This window comes from Polaromonas sp. P1_F9 (assembly GCF_056405615.1).
Genome location: NZ_JBFUBT010000002.1, coordinates 710,770 through 730,782, shown reverse-complemented (window position 1 = coordinate 730,782; position 20,013 = coordinate 710,770). Strand labels below are relative to the sequence as shown.

At 63.4% G+C, this 20,013-nt stretch carries 17 protein-coding genes; 8 read left to right on the top strand and 9 right to left on the bottom strand.

From position 1 onward, the window contains the following. Positions 1 to 124: 124 nt before the first annotated feature. The 4 genes from AC1DYR_RS08635 to AC1DYR_RS08620 form a co-directional block, all read right to left on the bottom strand. Positions 125 to 610, bottom strand: coding sequence for a hypothetical protein (locus tag AC1DYR_RS08635; RefSeq protein ID WP_477704725.1), 486 nt, complete (start codon positions 608 to 610; stop codon positions 125 to 127). 265 nt (positions 611 to 875) lie between these two features. Then, complete coding sequence (locus AC1DYR_RS08630; protein WP_477704724.1) at positions 876 to 1,706, bottom strand: urease accessory protein UreD; 831 nt, start codon at positions 1,704 to 1,706, stop codon at positions 876 to 878. 233 nt (positions 1,707 to 1,939) lie between these two features. Continuing rightward, positions 1,940 to 4,534, bottom strand: a complete 2,595-nt coding sequence (cphA, locus tag AC1DYR_RS08625) for a cyanophycin synthetase (RefSeq protein ID WP_477704723.1) — start codon at positions 4,532 to 4,534, stop codon at positions 1,940 to 1,942. Further along, positions 4,534 to 6,741 carry a cyanophycin synthetase gene (locus tag AC1DYR_RS08620; RefSeq protein ID WP_477704722.1) on the bottom strand — a complete coding sequence of 736 codons (2,208 nt, stop codon included), beginning with the start codon at positions 6,739 to 6,741 and terminating at the stop codon, positions 4,534 to 4,536. The genes cphA and AC1DYR_RS08620 overlap by 1 nt, the downstream gene beginning before the upstream one ends. 322 nt (positions 6,742 to 7,063) lie before the next feature. Here AC1DYR_RS08620 and AC1DYR_RS08615 point away from each other — a divergent pair, with 322 nt between their 5' ends. The 3 genes from AC1DYR_RS08615 to AC1DYR_RS08605 all read left to right on the top strand — a co-directional run bounded on the left by AC1DYR_RS08615 (position 7,064) and on the right by AC1DYR_RS08605 (position 10,558). Continuing rightward, complete coding sequence (locus AC1DYR_RS08615) at positions 7,064 to 9,406, top strand: cyanophycin metabolism-associated ABC transporter (RefSeq protein ID WP_477704721.1); 2,343 nt, start codon at positions 7,064 to 7,066, stop codon at positions 9,404 to 9,406. Positions 9,407 to 9,420: 14 nt separating this feature from the next. Continuing rightward, positions 9,421 to 9,909: a cyanophycin metabolism-associated DUF1854 family protein gene (locus AC1DYR_RS08610; RefSeq protein WP_477704720.1), complete on the top strand. Its 489-nt coding sequence runs from the start codon at positions 9,421 to 9,423 to the stop codon at positions 9,907 to 9,909. A 268-nt stretch (positions 9,910 to 10,177) separates the two neighbouring features. Beyond that, positions 10,178 to 10,558, top strand: a complete 381-nt coding sequence (locus AC1DYR_RS08605; RefSeq protein ID WP_477704719.1) for a c-type cytochrome — start codon at positions 10,178 to 10,180, stop codon at positions 10,556 to 10,558. Between the two features lie 43 nt (positions 10,559 to 10,601). On the opposite strand, the gene AC1DYR_RS08600 is transcribed toward AC1DYR_RS08605, so the two are convergent. Further along, entirely contained in the window at positions 10,602 to 11,900 is a 1,299-nt protein-coding gene (locus AC1DYR_RS08600) for a DNA topoisomerase IB (RefSeq protein ID WP_477704718.1), read from the bottom strand. Positions 11,901 to 12,195: 295 nt separating this feature from the next. Between AC1DYR_RS08600 and AC1DYR_RS08595 the strand changes: the two genes are divergently transcribed. Continuing rightward, positions 12,196 to 12,714: a DUF1569 domain-containing protein gene (locus AC1DYR_RS08595; protein ID WP_477704717.1), complete on the top strand. Its 519-nt coding sequence runs from the start codon at positions 12,196 to 12,198 to the stop codon at positions 12,712 to 12,714. Positions 12,715 to 12,736: 22 nt separating this feature from the next. Here the strand turns inward: AC1DYR_RS08595 and AC1DYR_RS08590 are convergent, their stop codons facing one another. Then, positions 12,737 to 13,939, bottom strand: a complete 1,203-nt coding sequence (locus tag AC1DYR_RS08590) for a Y-family DNA polymerase (RefSeq protein ID WP_477704800.1) — start codon at positions 13,937 to 13,939, stop codon at positions 12,737 to 12,739. Positions 13,940 to 14,216: 277 nt separating this feature from the next. Between AC1DYR_RS08590 and AC1DYR_RS08585 the strand changes: the two genes are divergently transcribed. The 3 genes from AC1DYR_RS08585 (at position 14,217) to AC1DYR_RS08575 (ending at position 15,678) form a co-directional block, all read left to right on the top strand. Continuing rightward, positions 14,217 to 14,645 (top strand): VOC family protein, encoded by a 429-nt coding sequence (locus tag AC1DYR_RS08585; protein WP_477704716.1) that lies wholly within the window; start codon positions 14,217 to 14,219, stop codon positions 14,643 to 14,645. Positions 14,646 to 14,764: 119 nt separating this feature from the next. Beyond that, positions 14,765 to 15,187, top strand: coding sequence for a DUF7684 family protein (locus AC1DYR_RS08580; RefSeq protein WP_477704715.1), 423 nt, complete (start codon positions 14,765 to 14,767; stop codon positions 15,185 to 15,187). 86 nt (positions 15,188 to 15,273) lie between these two features. Next, entirely contained in the window at positions 15,274 to 15,678 is a 405-nt protein-coding gene (locus AC1DYR_RS08575) for a DUF3224 domain-containing protein (protein ID WP_477704714.1), read from the top strand. A gap of 71 nt (positions 15,679 to 15,749) precedes the next feature. Here AC1DYR_RS08575 and AC1DYR_RS08570 read toward each other — a convergent pair whose 3' ends face one another. Both AC1DYR_RS08570 and AC1DYR_RS08565 read right to left on the bottom strand, forming a co-directional pair. Then, positions 15,750 to 16,430 carry a hypothetical protein gene (locus AC1DYR_RS08570; RefSeq protein ID WP_477704713.1) on the bottom strand — a complete coding sequence of 227 codons (681 nt, stop codon included), beginning with the start codon at positions 16,428 to 16,430 and terminating at the stop codon, positions 15,750 to 15,752. A gap of 19 nt (positions 16,431 to 16,449) precedes the next feature. Then, positions 16,450 to 17,598 carry an alpha-hydroxy acid oxidase gene (locus tag AC1DYR_RS08565; protein WP_477704712.1) on the bottom strand — a complete coding sequence of 383 codons (1,149 nt, stop codon included), beginning with the start codon at positions 17,596 to 17,598 and terminating at the stop codon, positions 16,450 to 16,452. A 202-nt stretch (positions 17,599 to 17,800) separates the two neighbouring features. Here AC1DYR_RS08565 and AC1DYR_RS08560 point away from each other — a divergent pair, with 202 nt between their 5' ends. Beyond that, positions 17,801 to 18,601 carry an SPFH domain-containing protein gene (locus tag AC1DYR_RS08560; RefSeq protein ID WP_477647289.1) on the top strand — a complete coding sequence of 267 codons (801 nt, stop codon included), beginning with the start codon at positions 17,801 to 17,803 and terminating at the stop codon, positions 18,599 to 18,601. 40 nt (positions 18,602 to 18,641) lie between these two features. Here AC1DYR_RS08560 and AC1DYR_RS08555 read toward each other — a convergent pair whose 3' ends face one another. Continuing rightward, entirely contained in the window at positions 18,642 to 19,982 is a 1,341-nt protein-coding gene (locus AC1DYR_RS08555) for a TPM domain-containing protein (protein ID WP_477704711.1), read from the bottom strand. Positions 19,983 to 20,013 lie beyond the last annotated feature (31 nt).

The window sequence follows — 20,013 nt, the reverse complement described above, 5'->3', positions numbered from 1 at the left end:
CCCGGTGATATGGAAAACCTGTCCATAAAACGGGCACAAAAAAGAAGTGGGCCGCAAGCGGCCCACCTTTGCTTCTGCTCCATCCGGTGAATTCATCAAACCCCGGCGGAGCGAGTGGCAACTGTTATTGCGGTGCTGCGGCGGGTGCCGGGATCACCACAATGTTGTCGGTCGATGTCTGTGGCTGGATGCGCACGTTGGTGGCATCAGCCGGCACGACAACGGTTTCTACCTGGCGCACCACGCCGCCACCGGCGACGCTGCCATCAGCCTTGCCGTAACCCACGATACGGGCCTGGCAGGCGACCTGGTCTTCGCCCTTGAAGACGTCGCAGCGTTTGAGCGCATTGGCTGCAAACTGGCCATTGGCGTTGTCAATTTTGCCGGCACGTTTGGCGGCATTGGCGTTCTTGACTTCAGTGATACAGGTTGCCCGGTCTTGTTGGGTTTTGCCGTTGTTACACGCGGCCATTTCGCTCCTGGCGTCACCCGTGGCGTCGATCCCGGTGGTGCCGGAAGCAATCTGGGCAGCAGCGCCCAGGGAAAGCAGGGCGGCTGCGCCGAAACAGGCAGCAGTGCGCGCAAGGCGGAAATTCAGGGATGAGGTCATGGTCAAACTCCTTGTTCGAAACTCGATGGATATCGATGAAGGGAGTCTGGGCCGCTACCTGAAACGGCCATGAAAGGAAAAGGTCCGGGTAAGCCGTGCCCTAAGCCCATTCGCCTGTAGGACAGGTCTTTCAGCGGCTGTGTGGGGCCGGGGCTCGCGCAGGTAACGGCTAACTAAAGGCTACAAAACCCGTAGAGCTGCGGGGCAGGCGTAAAGAATTTTCTGAAGATGTTTTTTTGTACAGCCTGCAGGGGCAGCTACTGGACTACATCGACCAGATGCGCGGCGTGGACGGTGCCAGTTGCCAGAGCTGTGTGCGCCAGGCTTGCCACACCTGCTTGAGCAGCGCCATGGCAGGTTCAACCACCGGCGACAGCACACGGATGACGACGACCTGCCCGTCGGGGCTGGTTGCGCCAGCGCTGGCGCTCAGTGCGTCGGCCTGCATCACCTCACGTGCGCAGTCCAGCGCCAGCTGGCGGCGATGGCGCTCGAGCTTGCTGCCGGCGACAAAAAAGAGTGATGCGAGGCAGCGATTGCCGGCCATGCCGAGCGGGCTGTTCATCAGTAAGGTGTCCGTGGCGTCCATGCGTGCGCGCTCGAGCCAGACGCCGGGCACTTCGATGTGCTGGCGAAAGCTGCCGCTCTCGAACGGCAGGCTGGCGGCGGGCAGGCCCAGGGCGGTGACGTCCCAGCCGATCAGCTCCGCGCCGGGCGCCAATGTCATGGTCAGGCGGTTCTCGGCAAGGCAGCCGTTGTAGCAAATGGCTTCCAGCGGCAGCCATTCCATGCGGGCGCCGACTTGCAGGTCAAGGCGGGTGCGCTGCAGGGCGGGCTCGCCGGCGGATCGGTAAAAGCGCGTGGCGCCGGGCGTGGTGATGAGGCCGTGTGTGCCGGGTGCTGCGCTGAAGGCCAGGTCCAGCGTGTCGCCGCCGACCAGGCCGCCGGGCGGGTGCACGATGACGTTGTGGCAAATCGCGTCGCCTTCGGGGTAAAGACTTTGCAGGATGCGCAGGGGGCCGCTATGGCGAAAGTGGGCAAGGGTCTTGCCGGCCTGGTGGGTGTAGTCGAGAGCGAGGGTCGCGTTCCAGGTCATGGGGCAAGTTTAACGCGGGCAGGCAGCCTGATTTTGCTATCAATTCAGGAGCGGATCGGGCAGATTCTGTATGCGCCGCAGCCTCTTTTTGCTTAAATTTTGGGCTCGGGAGGCGATTTTTTGCGTTGATCAGGCTTCTCGGAGGTTTGGAAGGCTTTGGAGTCGGCGAAAGGCAGCAGGGTGATGCTCCTGGCGCCTTTCGCTCCTCTTTTGCCGGCTGCAGGCCTGGGGAATCAGCTCGTGACTTTCTCTTTGGCTTCCTTCACCCGCGCAGCCAGGTGGTCCAGCGCTTCCTGCACCTGGTCGACCAGGATCAGGCAGAGGTCACCGGGTGACAGGCGCGAGAGCGCGGTGTCGATGGCCAGGAATTCGCCTCGGATCTCGTCTATCTGCTTGGTGCGCCGGGCTTTGTCGAGGCCTTCGCGCAGCAGCGACATGACTTCACCGTCGGCGCGGCCGCGCTGGGCGGCGTCCTGATAGAGGATGACGTCGTCGAACGCGCTGCCCAGGATGATGGTCTGGTCGCGGATGTCGCTGTCGCGGCGGTCGCCGGCGCCGCTGATCACCACGCTGCGGCGCTGGCCTGGCGTGGCCGGCATGGCGTCAACAGCGGCCACCAGCGCGCGCATGGCGTCGGGGTTGTGGCCGTAGTCGGCGATCACGGTGGCGCCCTTGTAGTCCATCACGTTGAAGCGTCCGGGCGCGTTGTGAGCATCGGTCACAAAGCTGGAGAGGCCGCGCTTGATGGTGTCCCAGTTCAGGCCGGCACCCCAGGCGGCGGCGACTGCGGCCATGACGTTTTCAACCTGGAAGCTGATGGTGCCGCCGCGCGTGACGGGTACGCCCTGCAGCGGGATGCGCTCGACCCAGGCGCCTTCAGCTGCGACCAGATTGGCGCCGTCGACATACACCGTGCGCTTGCCTTGTGCGCGGTGCGTGGCCATGAGCGGGTGGTGCCGGTCGGCGGCGAAAAAAATCACCTTGCCGGGGCAGGTGGCGGCCATGTCGGCGACGATGGGGTCGGCGGCATTAAGCACTGCGTAGCCGGTGGTCGAGACGTTCTGCACGATCACGCGCTTGAGCACGGCCAGGTCTTCCACCGTGGTGATGTAGTTCAGGCCCAGATGGTCGCCGCTGCCGATGTTGGTGACAACGGCGACTTCGCAGCGGTCAAAGCCCAGGCCTTCGCGCAGCACGCCGCCACGGGCGATTTCGAACACGGCCGCGTCGACGTCAGGGTGCATCAGCACATTGCGCGCACTCTTGGGGCCGCTGCAGTCGCCGCTGTCGGTTTGCCGGCCGTTGATGTAGACGCCGTCGGTATTCGTCATGCCGGTGCGCAGGCCGTCGGCGGCCAGCAGGTGGGCAATCAGGCGTGTGGTGGTGGTTTTGCCGTTGGTGCCGGTGACGGCAATCACCGGCACGCGGCCGTTGTCGCCGGGGGCAAACAGCTCGTCGATCATGGCCACGCCCACGGCGCGGCCCTTGCCGTAGGAAGGCGAGAGGTGCATGCGCAGGCCGGGCGCGGCATTGACTTCAACGACGCCGCCGTTTTGTGTTTCCAGCGGGCGCAGCATGCTTTCGCACACCACATCGACCCCGCAGATGTGCAGGCCGACCATTTGCGCGGCCGCCACGGCGCGCGCGGCTACTGCGGGGTGTACGTCATCGGTCACATCGGTGGCGGTGCCGCCAGTGCTGAGGTTGGCGTTGTTGCGCAGGATGACGCGCCGGCCCTTGGCGGGAATGGATTCGGGCGTGAGCTCCTGGGCTTCCAGGCGGGCCACCGCGATATCGTCGAAGCGGATTTTGGTGAGCGAGGTGGCGTGCCCTTCGCCGCGTTTGGGGTCCTGGTTGACGATGTCGACCAGCTCACGCACGGTGTGCAGGCCGTCGCCCACCACTTGCGGCGGCTCACGCCGCGAGGCGGCCACCAGCTTGTTGCCCACGACCAGCAGGCGGAAGTCGCTGCCGGGAAGGAATTTTTCGACCATGACTTCGCCGTATTCGGCGGCTGCCTTCCAGGCGGTGTCCAGGTGTTCGCGCGTGCTGATGTTGACGGTGACGCCCTTGCCCTGGTTGCCGTCCAGCGGTTTCACGACTACCGGCAAACCCACTTCCAGGGCCGCGGCCCAGGCATCGTCCGTATCGGTGACCGGGCGGCCCAGCGGCACGGGCACGCCGGCCGCGCGCAGCAGTTTTTTGGTGAGGTCTTTGTCCTGCGCGATGGACTCGGCCACGGCGCTGGTGGCGTCGATTTCCGCGGCCTGGATGCGCCGCTGTTTGGAGCCCCAGCCGAACTGCACCATGCTGCCTTTGGTCAGGCGCCGGTAGGGAATGCCGCGTGCCACGGCCGCATCGACGATGGCGCCGGTGCTGGGACCGAGGCGTTCGTCTTCGTCGAGTTCGCGCAGTTGGGCAATCGCGGCGTCGAGGTCAAACGCGGTGTCGCGCAGGGCGGCGTGGATCAATGCTTGCGCCAGCTCGAAGGCCAGCCGGCCGACGGTTTCTTCGCTGTACTCGACCACGACCTGGTAGGTGCCCGCTTCCACAGTAGAGGCGGTGTGGCTGAAGGTGAGGGGGCAACCGGCAGCCGTCTGCAGCGCCAGCGCGGCGGCTTCAAGCACATGGGCCAGTGAGACGGGGCCTGCGTGGCCGGTCTGCCGGAAGGCGCCCATCTCGGGGAACAGCGAGCGCACACGCGGCTCAAAGCCTGGCAGGCCCGTGATATTGCACTCCACCGCAGTGCAGGCAACGATGGCTTCGAGCGCCGTGTGGCGGCTCCAGAGGTTGGGCCCGCGCAGGGCCCGGATACGGGACACTTCCATTACTCGGCACTCCCGGCGGTTTTAGGGGTGGTTTCAAAGGCTTCCATGCCGGCGCCTATCAAATTGAGGGGGATGCCCAGCGCCCAGGCGGCGCCCACGGCGGCCAGCAGTCCACCCTCGGACAACCCGCGGCGTTCGCGCCAGGCGGCAAGCTTGCCGAGGCCCGGCAAAAAAGCCTCACTGGCACCGGTGGCCAGCACGACCTGGTCCTGGCGCAGGTAAAGCGCGCGGCCGCCCTTGGCGCAATGCGCCGCAATGGCCTCGGCTTTGGGGTCGGTGCTGTAGAAAATGACTTCGCCATCGCAAAGCTCCTGCATTTCGGCGATGCGGGGATCTGCGGCATTGAGCACTGCGGCGCCGCCGGGCAGCACCACATCGACCTGCGAGCGCATGACCTTGTACATCTGGTCGGCTTCGGTGATGTCGAATTCGGCCAGGCCTTCGGCTCCGCCCAGGTCGGTGACGACACCCACCTGGCATTTGTCATAGGGCAGGCCGGTGCGCAGGATGGTGTCGGCGCCGTTTTCAAACACGGCTGCCTGCACGGCGCGGTTGATCAGCAGGCGCTGGCCGGCTTCCCAGTTGGCGCAGTTGGATGCGTCCACACAGCGCTGGTCCAGGAACAACCCACCCTGGCAGGCCAGGCCGGTGTGCCGGCCCGACAGGTGCAGCAGCCAGGCCACCAGCCGCGCCACGCGCTGGTTGTCGCTGGAGCCGGCAATGCCGACGATGGGAATGCGGCCGTCAGGGCTGTCGGAGTCGGTGGCGGGGAAAAGGTGGTCGCAGATGGCACGGCCCACCGGGCGCGGCGCGCCTTCGGCCGGCTTGAGGTGCATGAGGAGGCCTGGGCCGGCGTTCACTTCCACGATGGCGCCGCCTTGCTCGTGCAGCGGGCGCGAGATGTCTTGCGCCACCACATCGACGCCGGCGATGTCCAGGCCCACCACGCGGGCGGCCAGCGACACGATGTGGTCAACGTCAGGGTGAACCTGGTCGGTGCAGTCGATGGCGACATTGCCGTTGCGCTGGATCAGCACCTCGCGGCCCACGGCCGGTATGGCTTCGGGGCTCAGGCCCTGGCGCTGCAGATCAAGAATGATGGCGCCGTCGCTGGCCGTGTTGATGCGGCCCAGCGGGAAGTCTTCACCGACGCCGCGGCGCGGGTCGGTGTTGAGCTGTGCGTCCACGAGCTGCGATACGGTCGAGCTGCCGTCGCCGGTCACCCAGGCCGCTTCGCCGCGCGCAGCGGCCACCACGCGGCCGCCGACCACCAGCAGGCGGTGTTCGTTGCCGCGCACAAAACGCTCGACCATGACTTCGCTGCCATGGCGCGCCGCAACGTCAAACGCGCCTTCGACTTCAGCCTGTGTTTTGAGGTCCAGCGAAACGCCCCGGCCATGGTTGCCGTCAGATGGCTTGACGACCACCGGCAGCCCGATATCTTCGGCGGCTTCCCAGGCTTCTTCGGCCGTGGCGACGATCTGGCCTTCAGGCACCGGCACGCCGCAGGTGGCCAGCAGGCTCTTGGTGAGGTCCTTGTCGTGGGCGATGCCTTCGGCAATCGCGCTGGTGAGATCGGTTTCGGCCGTCCAGATGCGGCGCTGGCTGGCGCCGTAACCCAGTTGCACCAGGTTGCCGTCGTTCAGCCGGATATGGGGAATGCGGCGGTCGGTGGCCGCGGCCACGATGGAGGCGGTGCTGGGGCCGAGGTAGCAGTCGTCCACCTTGGTCCGGATTTTCTCGACGGCTGACTGCACGCCGGCCTGGCCGTAGTCTGTGCCGTTGATGGCGGCCATCAGCAGGCGGTGGCCTTCGGCCAGCGCGGTGCGGGCCACCTGCTCGTCGCGGGCACGGAACACCATGCGGTAAACGCCGCGCTGGGAGGTGCTGCGCGTCTGGCCGAAGCCGGTCGGCATGTCGGAAAGGTTCAGCAGCTCGATGACCACATGCTCCAGCACATGGCCGGACCAGGTGCCTTCCAGCAGGCGCTGGATGAAGCCACCGCGCTCACCCACGCCGCAATGGTGTTCGACGAGGGCCGGCAACAGGGCGACCAGGCGGTCATTGAAGCCCGGCAACAGGTTGGAGGGGAAGTCTTCGAGGCTGCCGAGGTCCAGCCAGACTTCCAGCACGGGCCGATAGGTCCAGATGTTGGGACCGCGCAGGTAGTTGATGCGCAGCAGCTTGATGTCGTCCTGTGGGCTCATTTTTCGCAAAATTGTCGGCAGGGTTGGGCCTTGGCACCCCGGGGAGCAAGGCTCGGCCCTGGCCGATGGATTTCAGTGTGAGGCCTGTCAAGGTCTCGGTGGGTCCCTGTGTCTCGTTATGTTGTTGTTTTTGTCGCGGCGATGGCCGCCAGGGGTCGATTTTGATGGTTCCGTCATTTTCAGGGGGGTGAAATGGTCAAACTCCGTCGCGTCAGGCCGCATTCGGCGAAAATCCCTGTTTCGGGCCTATTCGCACGACTACGAAGAACCTGCGAATACCCTGCCGCGCCAGATGCGGGACGCCAAGATTTTCCACAACACAATGCAACACAACCACCCGGCAGACGACTCCAGCCCTACCGACCCTGTTCTGGCAGGGCTTCGCTCACAACTTGCAACCCAAGAGAACGTTTTGTGCACGCTGGTGGTTGACCTGGACAACCAACTTCATTTCGCCCGGGGCCTGCTGGCCCTGACGGACCGCCGGCTGCTGGCCTGCAACCCTGAAGGCGTGTGGGCCAGCTGGCCCACGGCGAACGCCGACGGCACCGTATTGCAGGGGCTTTCACTGCGCCATTTCGACCATGCCGGCGTGGGCACGCTGGAGCTGCATGAAGCGGGCCGGCGGCTGGCCAGCTGGCGGTTTACCCTGGGTGCCAATGTGCAGGCCCTGCGCCTGGTGCGCCTGTTTGCCCAGCAGCAGGCCCCGGCGGCGGGCGATGCCGCGGCGCTGGCCGAGGACACGGCCCTGTGCCCCGAGTGCGACCTGCCGCTGCCGCCCGACAGCGAGGAATGCCCGGCCTGCGCGCGCGAGTTGCACACGCCGCCTTCCACCTGGGTGCTGCTGCGCCTGTGGCGGTTTGCCGATCCGTACCGCTACCAGTTGCTGGCCGGCTTTTTGCTGACTTTGGCCTCCACCGCCGCCACGCTGGTGCCGCCCTACCTCACGATTCCGTTGATGGACGACATCCTGATCCCGTTCCAGAACGGCCAGAAGATCGAGCCCTGGAAGGTGGGATTGCTGCTGGGTGGCCTGCTGGGCGCGGCCGTGCTGGGCTGGGCGCTGAACTGGGCGCGCACCTATTTGCTGGCACTGGTATCCGAGCGCATAGGCGCAGACCTGCGCACCGCCACCTTCGACCACTTGCTGGAGCTCTCGCTGGACTACTTTGGCGGCAAGCGCACCGGTGACCTGATGTCCCGCATCGGCTCGGAAACCGACCGCATCTGCGTGTTTTTGTCGCTGCATGCGCTGGATTTCGCGACCGATGTGCTGATGATCGTGATGACCGCGGTGATCCTCATTTCCATCAACCCCTGGCTGGCCGTGGTGACCCTGCTGCCGCTGCCGTTTATCGGCTGGATGATCCATGTGGTGCGCGACAAGCTGCGCACCGGTTTTGAAAAAATCGACCGCGTCTGGTCGGACGTGACCAATGTGCTGGCCGATACGATTCCGGGCATCCGCGTGGTCAAGGCCTTTGCCCAGGAAAAGCGCGAAGCCCAGCGGTTTCGCGAAGTCAACCAGCACAACCTGGCGGTCAACGACAAGCTCAACAAGACCTGGTCGCTGTTCACGCCCACCGTCTCATTGCTCACAGAAGTTGGCCTGCTGGTGGTCTGGGCTTTCGGCATCTGGCTGGTGTCGCGCCAACAGATCACCGTGGGTGTGCTAACGGCCTTTATCGCCTACATCGGCCGGTTTTACGGCCGGCTCGATTCGATGAGCCGCATCGTTTCCGTTACGCAAAAGGCCGCCGCCGGCGCCAAGCGCATTTTTGACATCCTTGATCACGTCTCCAATGTCCCTGAAACGGCCAACCCGGTGAAGATTGGTGCGCTCGAAGGCCGCATCGACATGAAGAACCTCGGGTTCCGTTACGGCAACCGTTCCGTCATTCGCGGGCTGGACCTGCAGATCCGCCCCGGCGAAATGATCGGACTGGTGGGCCACAGCGGTTCGGGCAAAAGCACACTGGTCAACCTGATCTGCCGGTTTTACGACGTGAGCGACGGCTCCATCAGCGTGGACGGCACCGACATCCGCCGCTTCGGTGTGGCCGACTACCGCCGCAACATCGGCCTGGTGCTGCAGGAGCCGTTTCTTTTCTTCGGCACAATTGCCGAAAACATTGCCTACGGCAAGCCGGGCGCCACGCGCGCTGAAATCGTCGCGGCCGCGCGCGCCGCTCATGCGCATGAATTCATTTTGCGGCTGGCCCAGGGCTATGACTCGCTGGTGGGTGAGCGCGGCCAGGGGCTGTCGGGCGGTGAGCGCCAGCGCATCTCGATTGCGCGGGCCTTGCTGATCAACCCGCGCATCCTGATCCTCGACGAAGCGACCTCATCGGTGGACACCGAAACGGAAAAAGAAATCCAGCGTGCCCTCGACAACCTGGTGCAGGGCCGCACCACGATTGCCATTGCCCACCGCCTTTCAACGCTGCGCAAGGCCGACCGCCTGGTGGTGATGGACCGCGGCCAGGTGGTGGAAGTGGGACCGCACGACGAATTGATGGCGAAGCAGGGTGCCTACTGGCGCCTGTACGAGGCCCAGGCGCGCCAGGTCGACAGCGAAGAGGGCGGCGAGGAAGCAGCGCAAAGCCTTATCGCAGTGGCCACCTCGCAGCTGGCCCACACCGCGCAGCACACCGGCAATCGGTGAGCCAAGGATTGCACATGACAACTTCTTCTCATTTCTCTTCTATTTCATTTTCTCTGGAACGCACGGCGTCGGGCCGGCTGGTGTTCGTTGATGCCGACGGCCAGCCGCATGTGGGCGTGGTGCCGATCCGGGCCTTTCCCCTGGCCGCGCCCGATGAAGGCATTTCACTGGTCAACATCGAAGGGCACGAGGTCGCCTGGGTGGAAGACCTGCAGGCCTTGCCGGCGCAAGCGCGTACCGTGCTGGAGGAAGAGCTGGCCCTGCGCGACTTCGCGCCTGAAATCACACGGCTCAAAAGCGTGTCGACCTTTGCCACCCCCAGCGTGTGGACGGTGGAGACCGACAGGGGTGAGACGTCTTTTGTGCTCAAGGGCGAAGAAGATATTCGCCGTTTGGGGCGCACGGGCTTGCTGATTGCCGGCAGCCAGGGAGTGCAGTACAGCGTACGGGATATGACGGCGCTGGACCGGGGGTCGCGGCGGTTGCTGGAGCGGTTTCTTTAGGCCGGGTATTGCTCCGGCGGTGTGCTCTCCGCTGAGTGTTGTTGGCCGGGGGTTGCCCGGCGAGCAACCCTCAGACGAGAACACAACGCAAAAACCCCATCTGCCGTTAGCACCTGAATCCACGAGTGACGATGCCGCGTATCACCACCAGTCGCGTTGCACTCCGCCGTGCACCGCCTTTTTCTGAACGTTTCAAAAGCGAGACGAATAAATGCCCACTGACTCTTTACCCGCAACCCTGGGTCTGTTCGCCAGAACGTGTTGCACGATGCTCCTGCTCGCCGCGGGCCTGACCGTCACTTCGGCGAATGCCCAGCCAGTCCCACCCCGGGAATGGACCAACCCGCCACCGGGCGACATCGCGCGCGGCATGGCCCTGTACCAGGCCCGCTGCACGGCATGCCATGCCGTCGACAGCAACAAGATCGGGCCCGCGCATCGCGGCGTGATGGGCCGCCGCGTGGGCAGCTTGCCTGGGTACAAATATTCGGACGAACTGGCCCGGTCTCGGCTGCGCTGGACGCCGCAAACCCTCAACGCCTGGCTGGAAGACCCCGAGCAGCTGGTGGCAGGGCAGCGCATGGGTTTTCAGGTGGAAAGCGCGGCGGAGCGTGCCGACCTGATCGCCTACCTCGCTACGCTGAAGTGAGCCCCCCGCCCTGAGGTGCCGCGCATGGCGGTGATGAAAAAGCTCATGGTCCAGGCTTCTTCTTTGTTTCCGCCGCCTTCTTTTTAGTCGCTGCGGTTTGCGCTTTCAGCGTGTGGCGCCGCTGCTCCAGGAAAGCCAGCAGCCTGTGCTCGGCTGCGTACAAGCGGCGCATTTTTTTGCCGGACTCCAGCCGCGGCCACAACGTACTCATGGCTTCGGCATCCTGCGCAAGGCTGCTTCCCAGCGCCAGCACGGCCGGATGGATGTAGGACTTTTTGCAGACCGCTGGCGTGTTCCCCAGCAGGCGGGCCACCTCCTGCAGCACGGCTTTGGCGCTGTAAGTACTCGCTGGCGCAGCGCCGCCGCCGCAGGCCAGCCGGGTCAGTTCCAGCGCCTGCACCGTGCCGTGCCAGGTGCGGAAATCCTTGGCGGTGAAATGCTGCCCCCACGGTTGCTCACTGCGTGTAGCGTCCTGCCCCCCGAGGGGGCCGCTGCGCCTGCGGCCTGGCAAAGCCGGTTCCGCGGCCCCTGTTTGATGGGGAACTTGTGTCGACGCATGTCTGCTTCTTGTGGGTAGAGCAGTTATCTCCGCCAGGTAGTCATTGACGTCGCCTGAACCCACGGCGCGCAACTCGCCTTTCTCGTCCTCATACTGGAACAGCTGTTGCCCCGGCAGCTGCTGGCAGCGCCGCACCACGGCCGCTACCTTGGGGTCGTCAACTTTCAGCGTCTGCATCACGCCGCTCTTGCCGCGAAAGCGCAGCTGCAGTGTTTTGCCGCGCACGCCGGCATGCGGGTTGCGCAGGGTGGTCAGGCCGTAGGAGCCGTTTTCCCGGGCGTATTCGTCATTGCCGACGCGTACATACGTGGTGTCCAGCAGGCGCACCAGTGTTGCCAACACCAGGCTGCGCGTCACAGGCTGGTTGCGGTGTGGCACCAGGTCGCGCGCCACGCGGGCGCGTATGCGCGGCAGGGCCTGGCCGAAAGCCTGCAGCTTTTCGAATTTGCTGTCGTTGCGCTGGGCCTGCCAGTCGGCGTGGTAGCGGTACTGCTTGCGGCCCCGCGCGTCGTAGCCGGTGGCCTGCAGGTGGCCATTGGGTTGGGGGCAAATCCAGACCCGGCTGTAGGCTGGCGGAATCGCCAGTTTCCGGATGCGCCGGATTTCTTCCGGATCCCTGATCCATTGGCCTGCGGCATTGCGGTAGCGAAAGCCCTTGCCGCTTTTCAGCCGGGCCAGCCCGGGCATGTCGTCGTTTACATAAACCAGGCCGGTGACCAGACCGGTGCCCCGCAGGCCGGGCGGGGTGTTGGCCGAAGGTGAGGAGGGGCGTGCGCCTGGCATTGGAGATGTTTGTGGTGATTTGCTGAAGGATGATTTGTTGCTATAAATTCAATAGCTGCTTGAGCCCGTTGTCATTGGCCTGGAGCTGATTTTCGTTAATGATTTTGTGGCGGCAACCCCGGTATCTCAAACCGGACGGGCCATTTTGGGGATCGTCGCACTGCCGGAACTGTAGGACTCAGCCGTTTGATGACCCTGCCCGGGTTCTCATCTTCGCGGCGAGGCCGCCCGGTGGTGTCGCCATCGTGCCAATGCTTTTGCCTTGGCGTGACGCCCTGGCTGTACCATCGCAGCCATGAAACGACGCGACTTTCTTGCCACCACCACACTCGCTTTTACCGGAGGATTTGCCATGGCCGATGTGCCCAAAGTCCAGTCACTGGACGAAGCGCTGCGCTGGCTGGACAAGGTCGACCAGGCCGCCAGCGTCAAAACCACCGGCCAATGGCCCCTGGTGTCGGTGCTGGAGCACATGGCGCAAAGCGTGGAAATGAGTCTGGACGGTTTTCCGCAGCCGAAAAGCGCGGTGTTCCAGAACACGGCGGGCGCCGCGGCTTTCGCATTTTTCAAATGGCGCGGGCAAATGAGCCACAGCCTGAGCGAGCCCATCCCGGGTGCTGCGGCTCTCAGCCGTGAAGGCGACTGGCGGCCCGCGTCGGCGCGGCTGCGCGCCGCCATAGCCCGTTTTACCGGGCACCAGGGCCCGCTCAAGCCGCACTTCGCCTACGGCGCACTCAGCAAAGCTGATTTTTCACTCGCCCACACCTTCCATATCGCCAACCACCAGGATGAGATCGTCCTGGTAGCGCGCTAGAAGAACTGGTTAAAAGAGCTGATTAGAAAAGCTGGTCAGTTGCTATCGATTCAGGAGCTGCTTGCGCATGAACTGATTGGGCCGCAGGCACTTTTTGTTCATAAATTCCTTCTTCACCGGGCTTGGCCAGCGAGGAAGCGCGAACCCCCAGCAGGCGCAGTTTTTTGTCCAGCGGCACCCGTTTGAGGCACAAGCCCGCCAGCTGGCGGATGGTTTTTCCGTCCGCGGTATACGTGTCTGAGGTCTGGTCGCGTGTCGCGATCTTGAAGTCGTCGTAGCGCAGCTTGATGCCGATGGTTTTGGCCACATAACCCTTGCGTTGCAAGTCTTCGCCCAGCCGTTCGCACAGGTCGGTGAAGATGGCGCCCAGCGTCGCCTTGTCGCGCACCGCGTGCAGATCGCGGTCAAAAGTGGTTTCGCGGCTCATGCTGACGGGCTCGCTCTCGGTGACCACCGGGCGGTCGTCGCGGCCCCAGGCGGCCTCGTGCATCCAGGCGCCGGTGGCCTTGCCGAAATTGTCGACCAGCCAGCCCGGGTCTTGTGCGGCCAGCTCGCCGATGGTGTGAATATGGAGCTTCGCCAGTTTTTCACCGGACTTCGGGCCGATGCCGTTGATCTTGCGTACGTGCAGCGGCCAGATTTTTTCCTGCAGGTCCGCTTCATGAATGATGGAAATACCGTTGGGCTTGTTGAACTCGCTCGCCATCTTGGCCAGCAGCTTGTTGGGCGCCACGCCGACGGAGCAGGTGAGGCCCGTCTTTTCAAAAATCGCTTTCTGGATGAGCCGGGCCAGCACACGCCCGCCTTCACGCTGGCCGCCGGGCACGTCGGTGAAGTCGATATAAACCTCGTCCACGCCGCGGTCCTGCATCAGCGGCGCGATGTCGGTGATGGTGCCTTTGAAGAGCTGCGAGTATTTGCGGATTTCCGAAAAATCGACCGGCAGCACGATGGCCTGCGGGCACAGCTTGGCGGCTTTCATCATGCCCATGGCCGAGCCCACGCCGAACTGCCGCGCCGCATAGGTGGCGGTGGTGATAACGCCGCGGCCCACATAGTCCTTCAGCAGCGGAAAACTTTCCACCGGAATGAAGCGCAAGGCCCGCTCGCCCTGAGCGGCCCGCAACTCTTCGTCAACCTTGCGCCAGCCGCCGCCTATGACGACCGGCAGGCCCTTGAGCTGTGGGTAGCGCAGCAGCTCGACGGAGGCGAAAAACGCGTCCATGTCGAGGTGGGCGATGCGGCGGATTTTGGCTGGAGATGAAACGGGTGAATGGGCCACCTCGCAAGCATAGCGCGCAGGCAAGGGTTGTGGCGGAGGGCTTGCGTCCGGCAGGGTAGGCCCGGGCTTACGGCGCTTCTTCCCCGTTCCTTACGCGGACACAAATTGCCCTGATAAATACTCGAATCCACGCCAGACGGGTGGCCACGGCGGGTGCCATGCCCGTTGGCTTATTTTTGCCATCCACCCGTTGGGTGGTTTTTCCAAGGAGGCCGTTGCCATGACCGAGGACCCAAAAAATAGCCGTGCAACCATCATTCCCACGCTGCGTTACCGGGACGGTGCCGCAGCGGTCAAATGGCTGTGCCGCGCTTTCGGCTTTCAGGAGCACCTGGTGGTGCCCGACAAGGACGGCGCCATCGCACATGCCCAACTGGTTTACGGCAATGGAATGATCATGTTGGGCTCCGCCACCAACAACGAGTTCCACCAGCTCGTCAAATCGCCGTCAGAGTCCGGCTGCGTCGGGTCGCAAAGCGCTTACATCCAGGTTCAGGATGTGGACGCGCACTACAGGCAGGCCATTGCTGCGGGAGCCGTCATCGTGATCGACATCAAGGATGAAGACTACGGGGGACGAGGCTACTCCTGCCGGGATCCCGAGGGCCATATCTGGAATTTCGGAAGCTACGATCCCTGGGCAGTCTGACCAGGTGGACTCATACCATAGGCGAGGACATGCGTCGGCGACGCTGATGGCCAAGATTGCTATTTACAGGCGCAGACGATGTCTGGCTGCAAGTAGCCTTAGCAACGACAATCGTTGACATGTCGAAATCGCCTGAGTATGTACACCTAAGACCCGAAAGCCCTTTGCCGCCCATCGCGGCAACACCGCCATTTAGAGCGATTGTGGCGGTTGATAACCAGGTGTCGGGGCATTGGCAAATCGAGCTGAGCAACTGGCTTGTTCGCTCAGGCTGCCTGTACATGATGGCGTGGGGTTCCAACTGCAGTTCATGGGATGACTCGGTCGACATTGCCAACATAGAACAGTTCGAATTCGGAGAGATTCCGGGAGACAAGTTCGTGATGACGACCTGGCATGCCGACGAAGCGCTTTCCCAGGTATTTTGGTTCTCCAAGAACTGCGCGTTTCATCCAGCAGTCGAGTTGGAACGCACTGTGATACTTCATATCTCCGACAGAGAACGAGAAAGCGAATTTGTGGCGTCATATCGTGACGCTTGATCCTTATTGAAAAAGCTACCCGAACTCACATTGCTATCTGCAGCTCTGGCATCATCGAAATAGCCATCAAATCGAAAGCCAACGCCATGCCCTCCCACGCCACCGGAACATTTGAAGTCAAACTCCTGCCCCAGTCACTTGCTAACACCGAGGCCAGCCCCTTGATGGGACGCCTCTCCATCAACAAGACCTTCAGCGGTGACCTGCAGGCTACCAGCCAGGGCGAGATGCTGAGCGCCGGCACGGCCGTCAAAGGCTCGGCCGGTTATGTCGCGATGGAATGCGTCACGGGCACGCTGCACGGAAAAACCGGCAGCTTTGTGCTGCAGCACAGCGGCACCATGAACCGCGGCGCACCGCAGTTGACTGTCAGCGTGGTGCCGGATTCAGGCACCGATGAGCTGACGGGCCTGAGCGGCACGCTCACCATCCAGATCGCCGATGGCAAGCATTTGTATGTGATGGATTACGAAATACCGCCTCAGGCTTGAGATGGCGAAATAGTCATTGCCAACGAGCGTCCCCTGCACTCGCCGGGAGTCATCTGCGGCCGACCGGGCCCTCACCTCAGGTCAGGGGCACTGGCTGCATAGGCCAGCTGATAGCGGCCTGCCAACGCGCCGGACAGTGCGCCGTGGCGCTCGATCTCTTTCCCAAGCGACTCCTGCTGCAGCGCTTCCAGTGCCGACATATCGTAGGCCATGGCGACCACGATCCAGTCGGCTACCGCATCTTTGCCCCCGCGAATCTGCTGCTCCTTCGTGCTTGCGGCCTGTGGCGTTTCAGTGCGCAACACATGGAACGCGACGCCACCGGGCTGATTGACGAATGCCGCTCCCCTTGCCGAGAAGTGGCTCAATAACTCGGCATCGCGGTCTTCTGCAGGCGACAGCCGCAAGGTCAGCGCAAGGCGGCCGATGCCGCCCCCGGCGCTGTGAAGCAGCCGGCACTGGCTTCGAACCATGCCCTGGTGGTGCGGCATCATCTTCGTGGACCAGGGCGTCGGGTTGTTCAGGCGTTCCAGGTAGCCGGGCGATGTGAGGGTCTCATAGTTCTCCAGCTCATACAGCACGAAGAAACCTTCTGCGCTGTCGACGCTGGACCAGCGTGAGCCACGCAGAAATCCCTGGATGCCCATGCGCTCGGGAAAGTGCTCGTGGGAATGCCAGTGCTCGAACTCTTCCCGGCGTTCGGGCGCCATGTTCCACCACATCGCGACGGCGGCTTGTCCGAGGAAGGCCATGGTGTATACCGCCTCAGGCTCAGTAAGTGCCCGGCACAAAGATGCTGGTGTCCACCGCCTTGATGTCGGTGCGCCCACAGAAGGCCATCGTCAGATCCAGCTCCTTGTGGATGATCTGCAGCGCCTTGGTGACGCCTTCTTCGCCCATGGCGCCCAGGCCGTAGAGGAAGGCGCGGCCGATATAGGTGCCTTTGGCACCCAGGGCAACTGCTTTGAGCACATCCTGGCCGGAGCGGATGCCGCCGTCCATGTGCACCTCGATTTGGTTACCGACTGCCGCGACGATCTCGGGCAGGCAGGAAATGGAAGACATCGCACCATCGAGCTGGCGGCCGCCATGGTTGGACACCACCAGCGCATCGGCGCCTGAATTGACGGCGAGCTTGGCGTCTTCGACATCCTGGATGCCCTTGAGGATCAGCTTGCCGCCCCAGCGCTTCTTGATCCATTCCACGTCGCCCCAGTTGAGTGCCGGGTCGAACTGCTTGGCCGTCCATTCCGAGAGCGAACCCATGTTCTCGACACCCTTGACGTGGCCCACGATGTTGCCGAAGCCGTGGTGGCGGGTGCCGAGCATGCCAAGCCCCCAGCGCGGCTTGGTCATCAGGTTGAGGATGGTGGAGAGCGTCGGCTTGGGCGGGGCGCTCAGGCCGTTCTTCAAATCCTTGTGGCGCTGGCCGAGGATCTGCAAATCGAGCGTGAGCACCAGTGCCGAGCAATTGGCCGCCTTGGCGCGGTCGATCAGGCTTTCAATGAAGGCGCGGTCCTTCATCACGTAGAGCTGGAACCAGAAGGGGTGGCGGTCTGTGCCGGCGGCCACGTCTTCGATGGAGCAGATGCTCATGGTCGAGAGCGTAAAGGGGATGCCGAATTTTTTGGCGGCGCGGGCGCCCAGGATTTCGCCGTCGGCGTGCTGCATGCCTGTGAGGCCCGTGGGTGCAATCGCCACCGGCATGGCCACGGGCTGGCCGATCATGGTGGTGGCTGTGCTGCGGTTTTCCATGTTGACGGCTACGCGCTGGCGCAGCTTGATCTTCTGGAAGTCGCTTTCGTTGGCGCGGTAGGTGCTTTCCGTCCACGAGCCCGAATCAGCGTAGTCGTAAAACATGCGGGGCACCCGCTTTTTGGCCAAAACGCGCAGGTCTTCGATGTTGGTGATCACGGGCATGGGGTCTCCAGACGACATTTTTTGGGGAAGCTGCCGCCATGGTAGCGCCCGTGTTTGCGTTCTTGCGTGAATTCTGGTCCCGAGGCTTTGAAATTATTGATAAGCCACTGTCCCGCATAATCTGCGCCGGTGCGCCCCCGGGGGCGCTACCTCAACAAAAAGCGGCGACCAGGGCCTGTTCGCCAATACCAGGGAATTACCTATGCAACGCACTCTCTTCACACTGATTCCAGTCCTGACGCTCGCACTGCTGGCCGGATGTACCCGCATTGAAACCGGCGAGGTGGGCTTGCGCATCAACTTTGACAAAACCACAGACCCGACCGAGCGTCTGCCGGGCTCCTTTAACCAGACGCTGATCGGCGATATCCTGACCTTCAAGATTCAGGACGTGGCGGTAGCTGTGGACAACATGACACCCCTGGCGTCTGACAACTCGACCATCAAGGACTTTGACATGACCGTTGTCTACAACGTCAACCCGACGGCGGTGTCCGAGTTATGGACCACCAAAAACAGGACGTTTCACGGTTTGTCTGAAAAAGGCAACGACATCTTGCTGATGCAGAACTATGTGGCGATGAGCGCGCGCAACGCGGCTTACAAGGTGGCACGCGAATATGAGTCGCTCAAGATGGCGGACAACCGGCCGGCGATTGAACAGAAAATCCGCGAAAACGTCATCAAGACATTAGGTGAGGAAAAGCTGGCGGACAAGATCACGGTGTCCCAGATCCAGGTGCGTGCGATCACGCCCGCCGACGTTATCGTGCACAGTGCCAATGAGCTGGTGCGGGCGCAAAATGAACTGAAGACCAAGGAAGTTGAGGTTCAGACCGCCAAAAAAGAGGCGGAACGCATTGCCGCCCTGAATGCCAACGCGGGGGCCATTGGGTACATGAACGCCATGGCCAACCTGAAGATTGCCGAGGGCGTTGCCGCAGGCAAGGTACATACCATTGTGGTGCCCTATGACTTCAAGGGTATCGTGAACGCAAAGTGATCCTGGGCCGGCGGCGCGCATCCAACGCTGCCGGCGTCTCCTACCAGCTGCCCGACGACCCGCCGCCGCTGCTGGAGCCGCCCGATGAACTTCGGCTGCTGGAGCTGGAGCTCGAACTGCTGCCCGACGAGCTGCTGCCATCCCGGTCATCGCGCCCACTGCTGCTGCCGGCGCCACCGGTGAAGAAGCCGAACAGCATCGCCAGCCCGAATGCCATGCCTGTCGGCATCCAGGATTCCCAGTCAGTTAGAAGCAGGTCTGGCGGGTTTTGAAACGCCACATACCCCACAACGCAGGCCACCAGGGCGCTGCGCACGCCAAACTCCACCAGGCTGCGTTTGTAGGCCGCGCGCATACCCATGGCGATCAGGCCGAGCAGTAAACAGCCTATACCGCCCCCCAAGGCGTAGAGCAGGCCCAACCCGAAGCGGTTGGCGCCCACCACGAAGGCAATGCCGACCATGGCGCTGATTGCGAGCGCGATACCACCGGTCACCAGGCGCACCGTGCGGGAACGGCCGCAGCCGAACCCCAGCGCAAACGCCAGCGGCACGGGGAAGGAAAGCAGGATGGCGCCGACGGCGGGACTCTTCAGGACAACCACCGCCACCGCCGGTACCGCGGCGACGATGCCGATCGTCACGGGCCACTTCCAGGTGCAGGTGCGGCGCGCCCGAACCACGCCCACGGCAAAACCCCACAGCAGCGCGGCAAAAAACGCCCAGCCAAAGGGCGTGATGCCACCGCGGCTCGCTTGCGGGGGCTCAACTTCGCCCCGCACCAGCGCGCCGATGTGGCTGATGGTCGCTTCCAGCCCGCCCGCGTAGTCGTTGCGCTTAAAGCGCGGCTTCATGTCCTGGTCGATGATGCGGCCTGCCAGCACGTCGGGCACGGTGCCCTCCAGGCCCTGGCCGACCTCGATGCGCATGCGCCTGTCTTCCAGTGCCACCAGGATCAGGATGCCGTCGTCGCGCTGGGTGTCGCCGAGTTTCCATTTCTCGAACACGCGCGTGGCGTATTCCTCGATGGAGTCTTCGCCCGTGGTCGGCAGCATGTACACGACGACTGCTGCGCGCGTGTCTGCTTCGATTGCCAGGATTTGTTCGTTCAGGGCCGCGACCTGGGCGGTGTTCAGCGTGCCTGTGGTGTCGAGCACGCGAGCGCTGTAAGGCGGAATCTGCACCCGGACGGCATCGGCGGGCGTGGCTATCTGCGCGGCATCGGACGGCACGTCTGTCTGTCCGGCACGCGCCGGTGCTGCCATGGCATCACCCGCCGCCAGCATGCACAGCGCCCCCCACAGAACAACCAGCGTTATATAGAGAAAACGCCGGGTTTCAGCCGCTGAAGGAAATAACGGGGCGCGTTGAAGGTGAAGCATGGAAGGTTTGGGGTAGAGCATGGCCGGTACA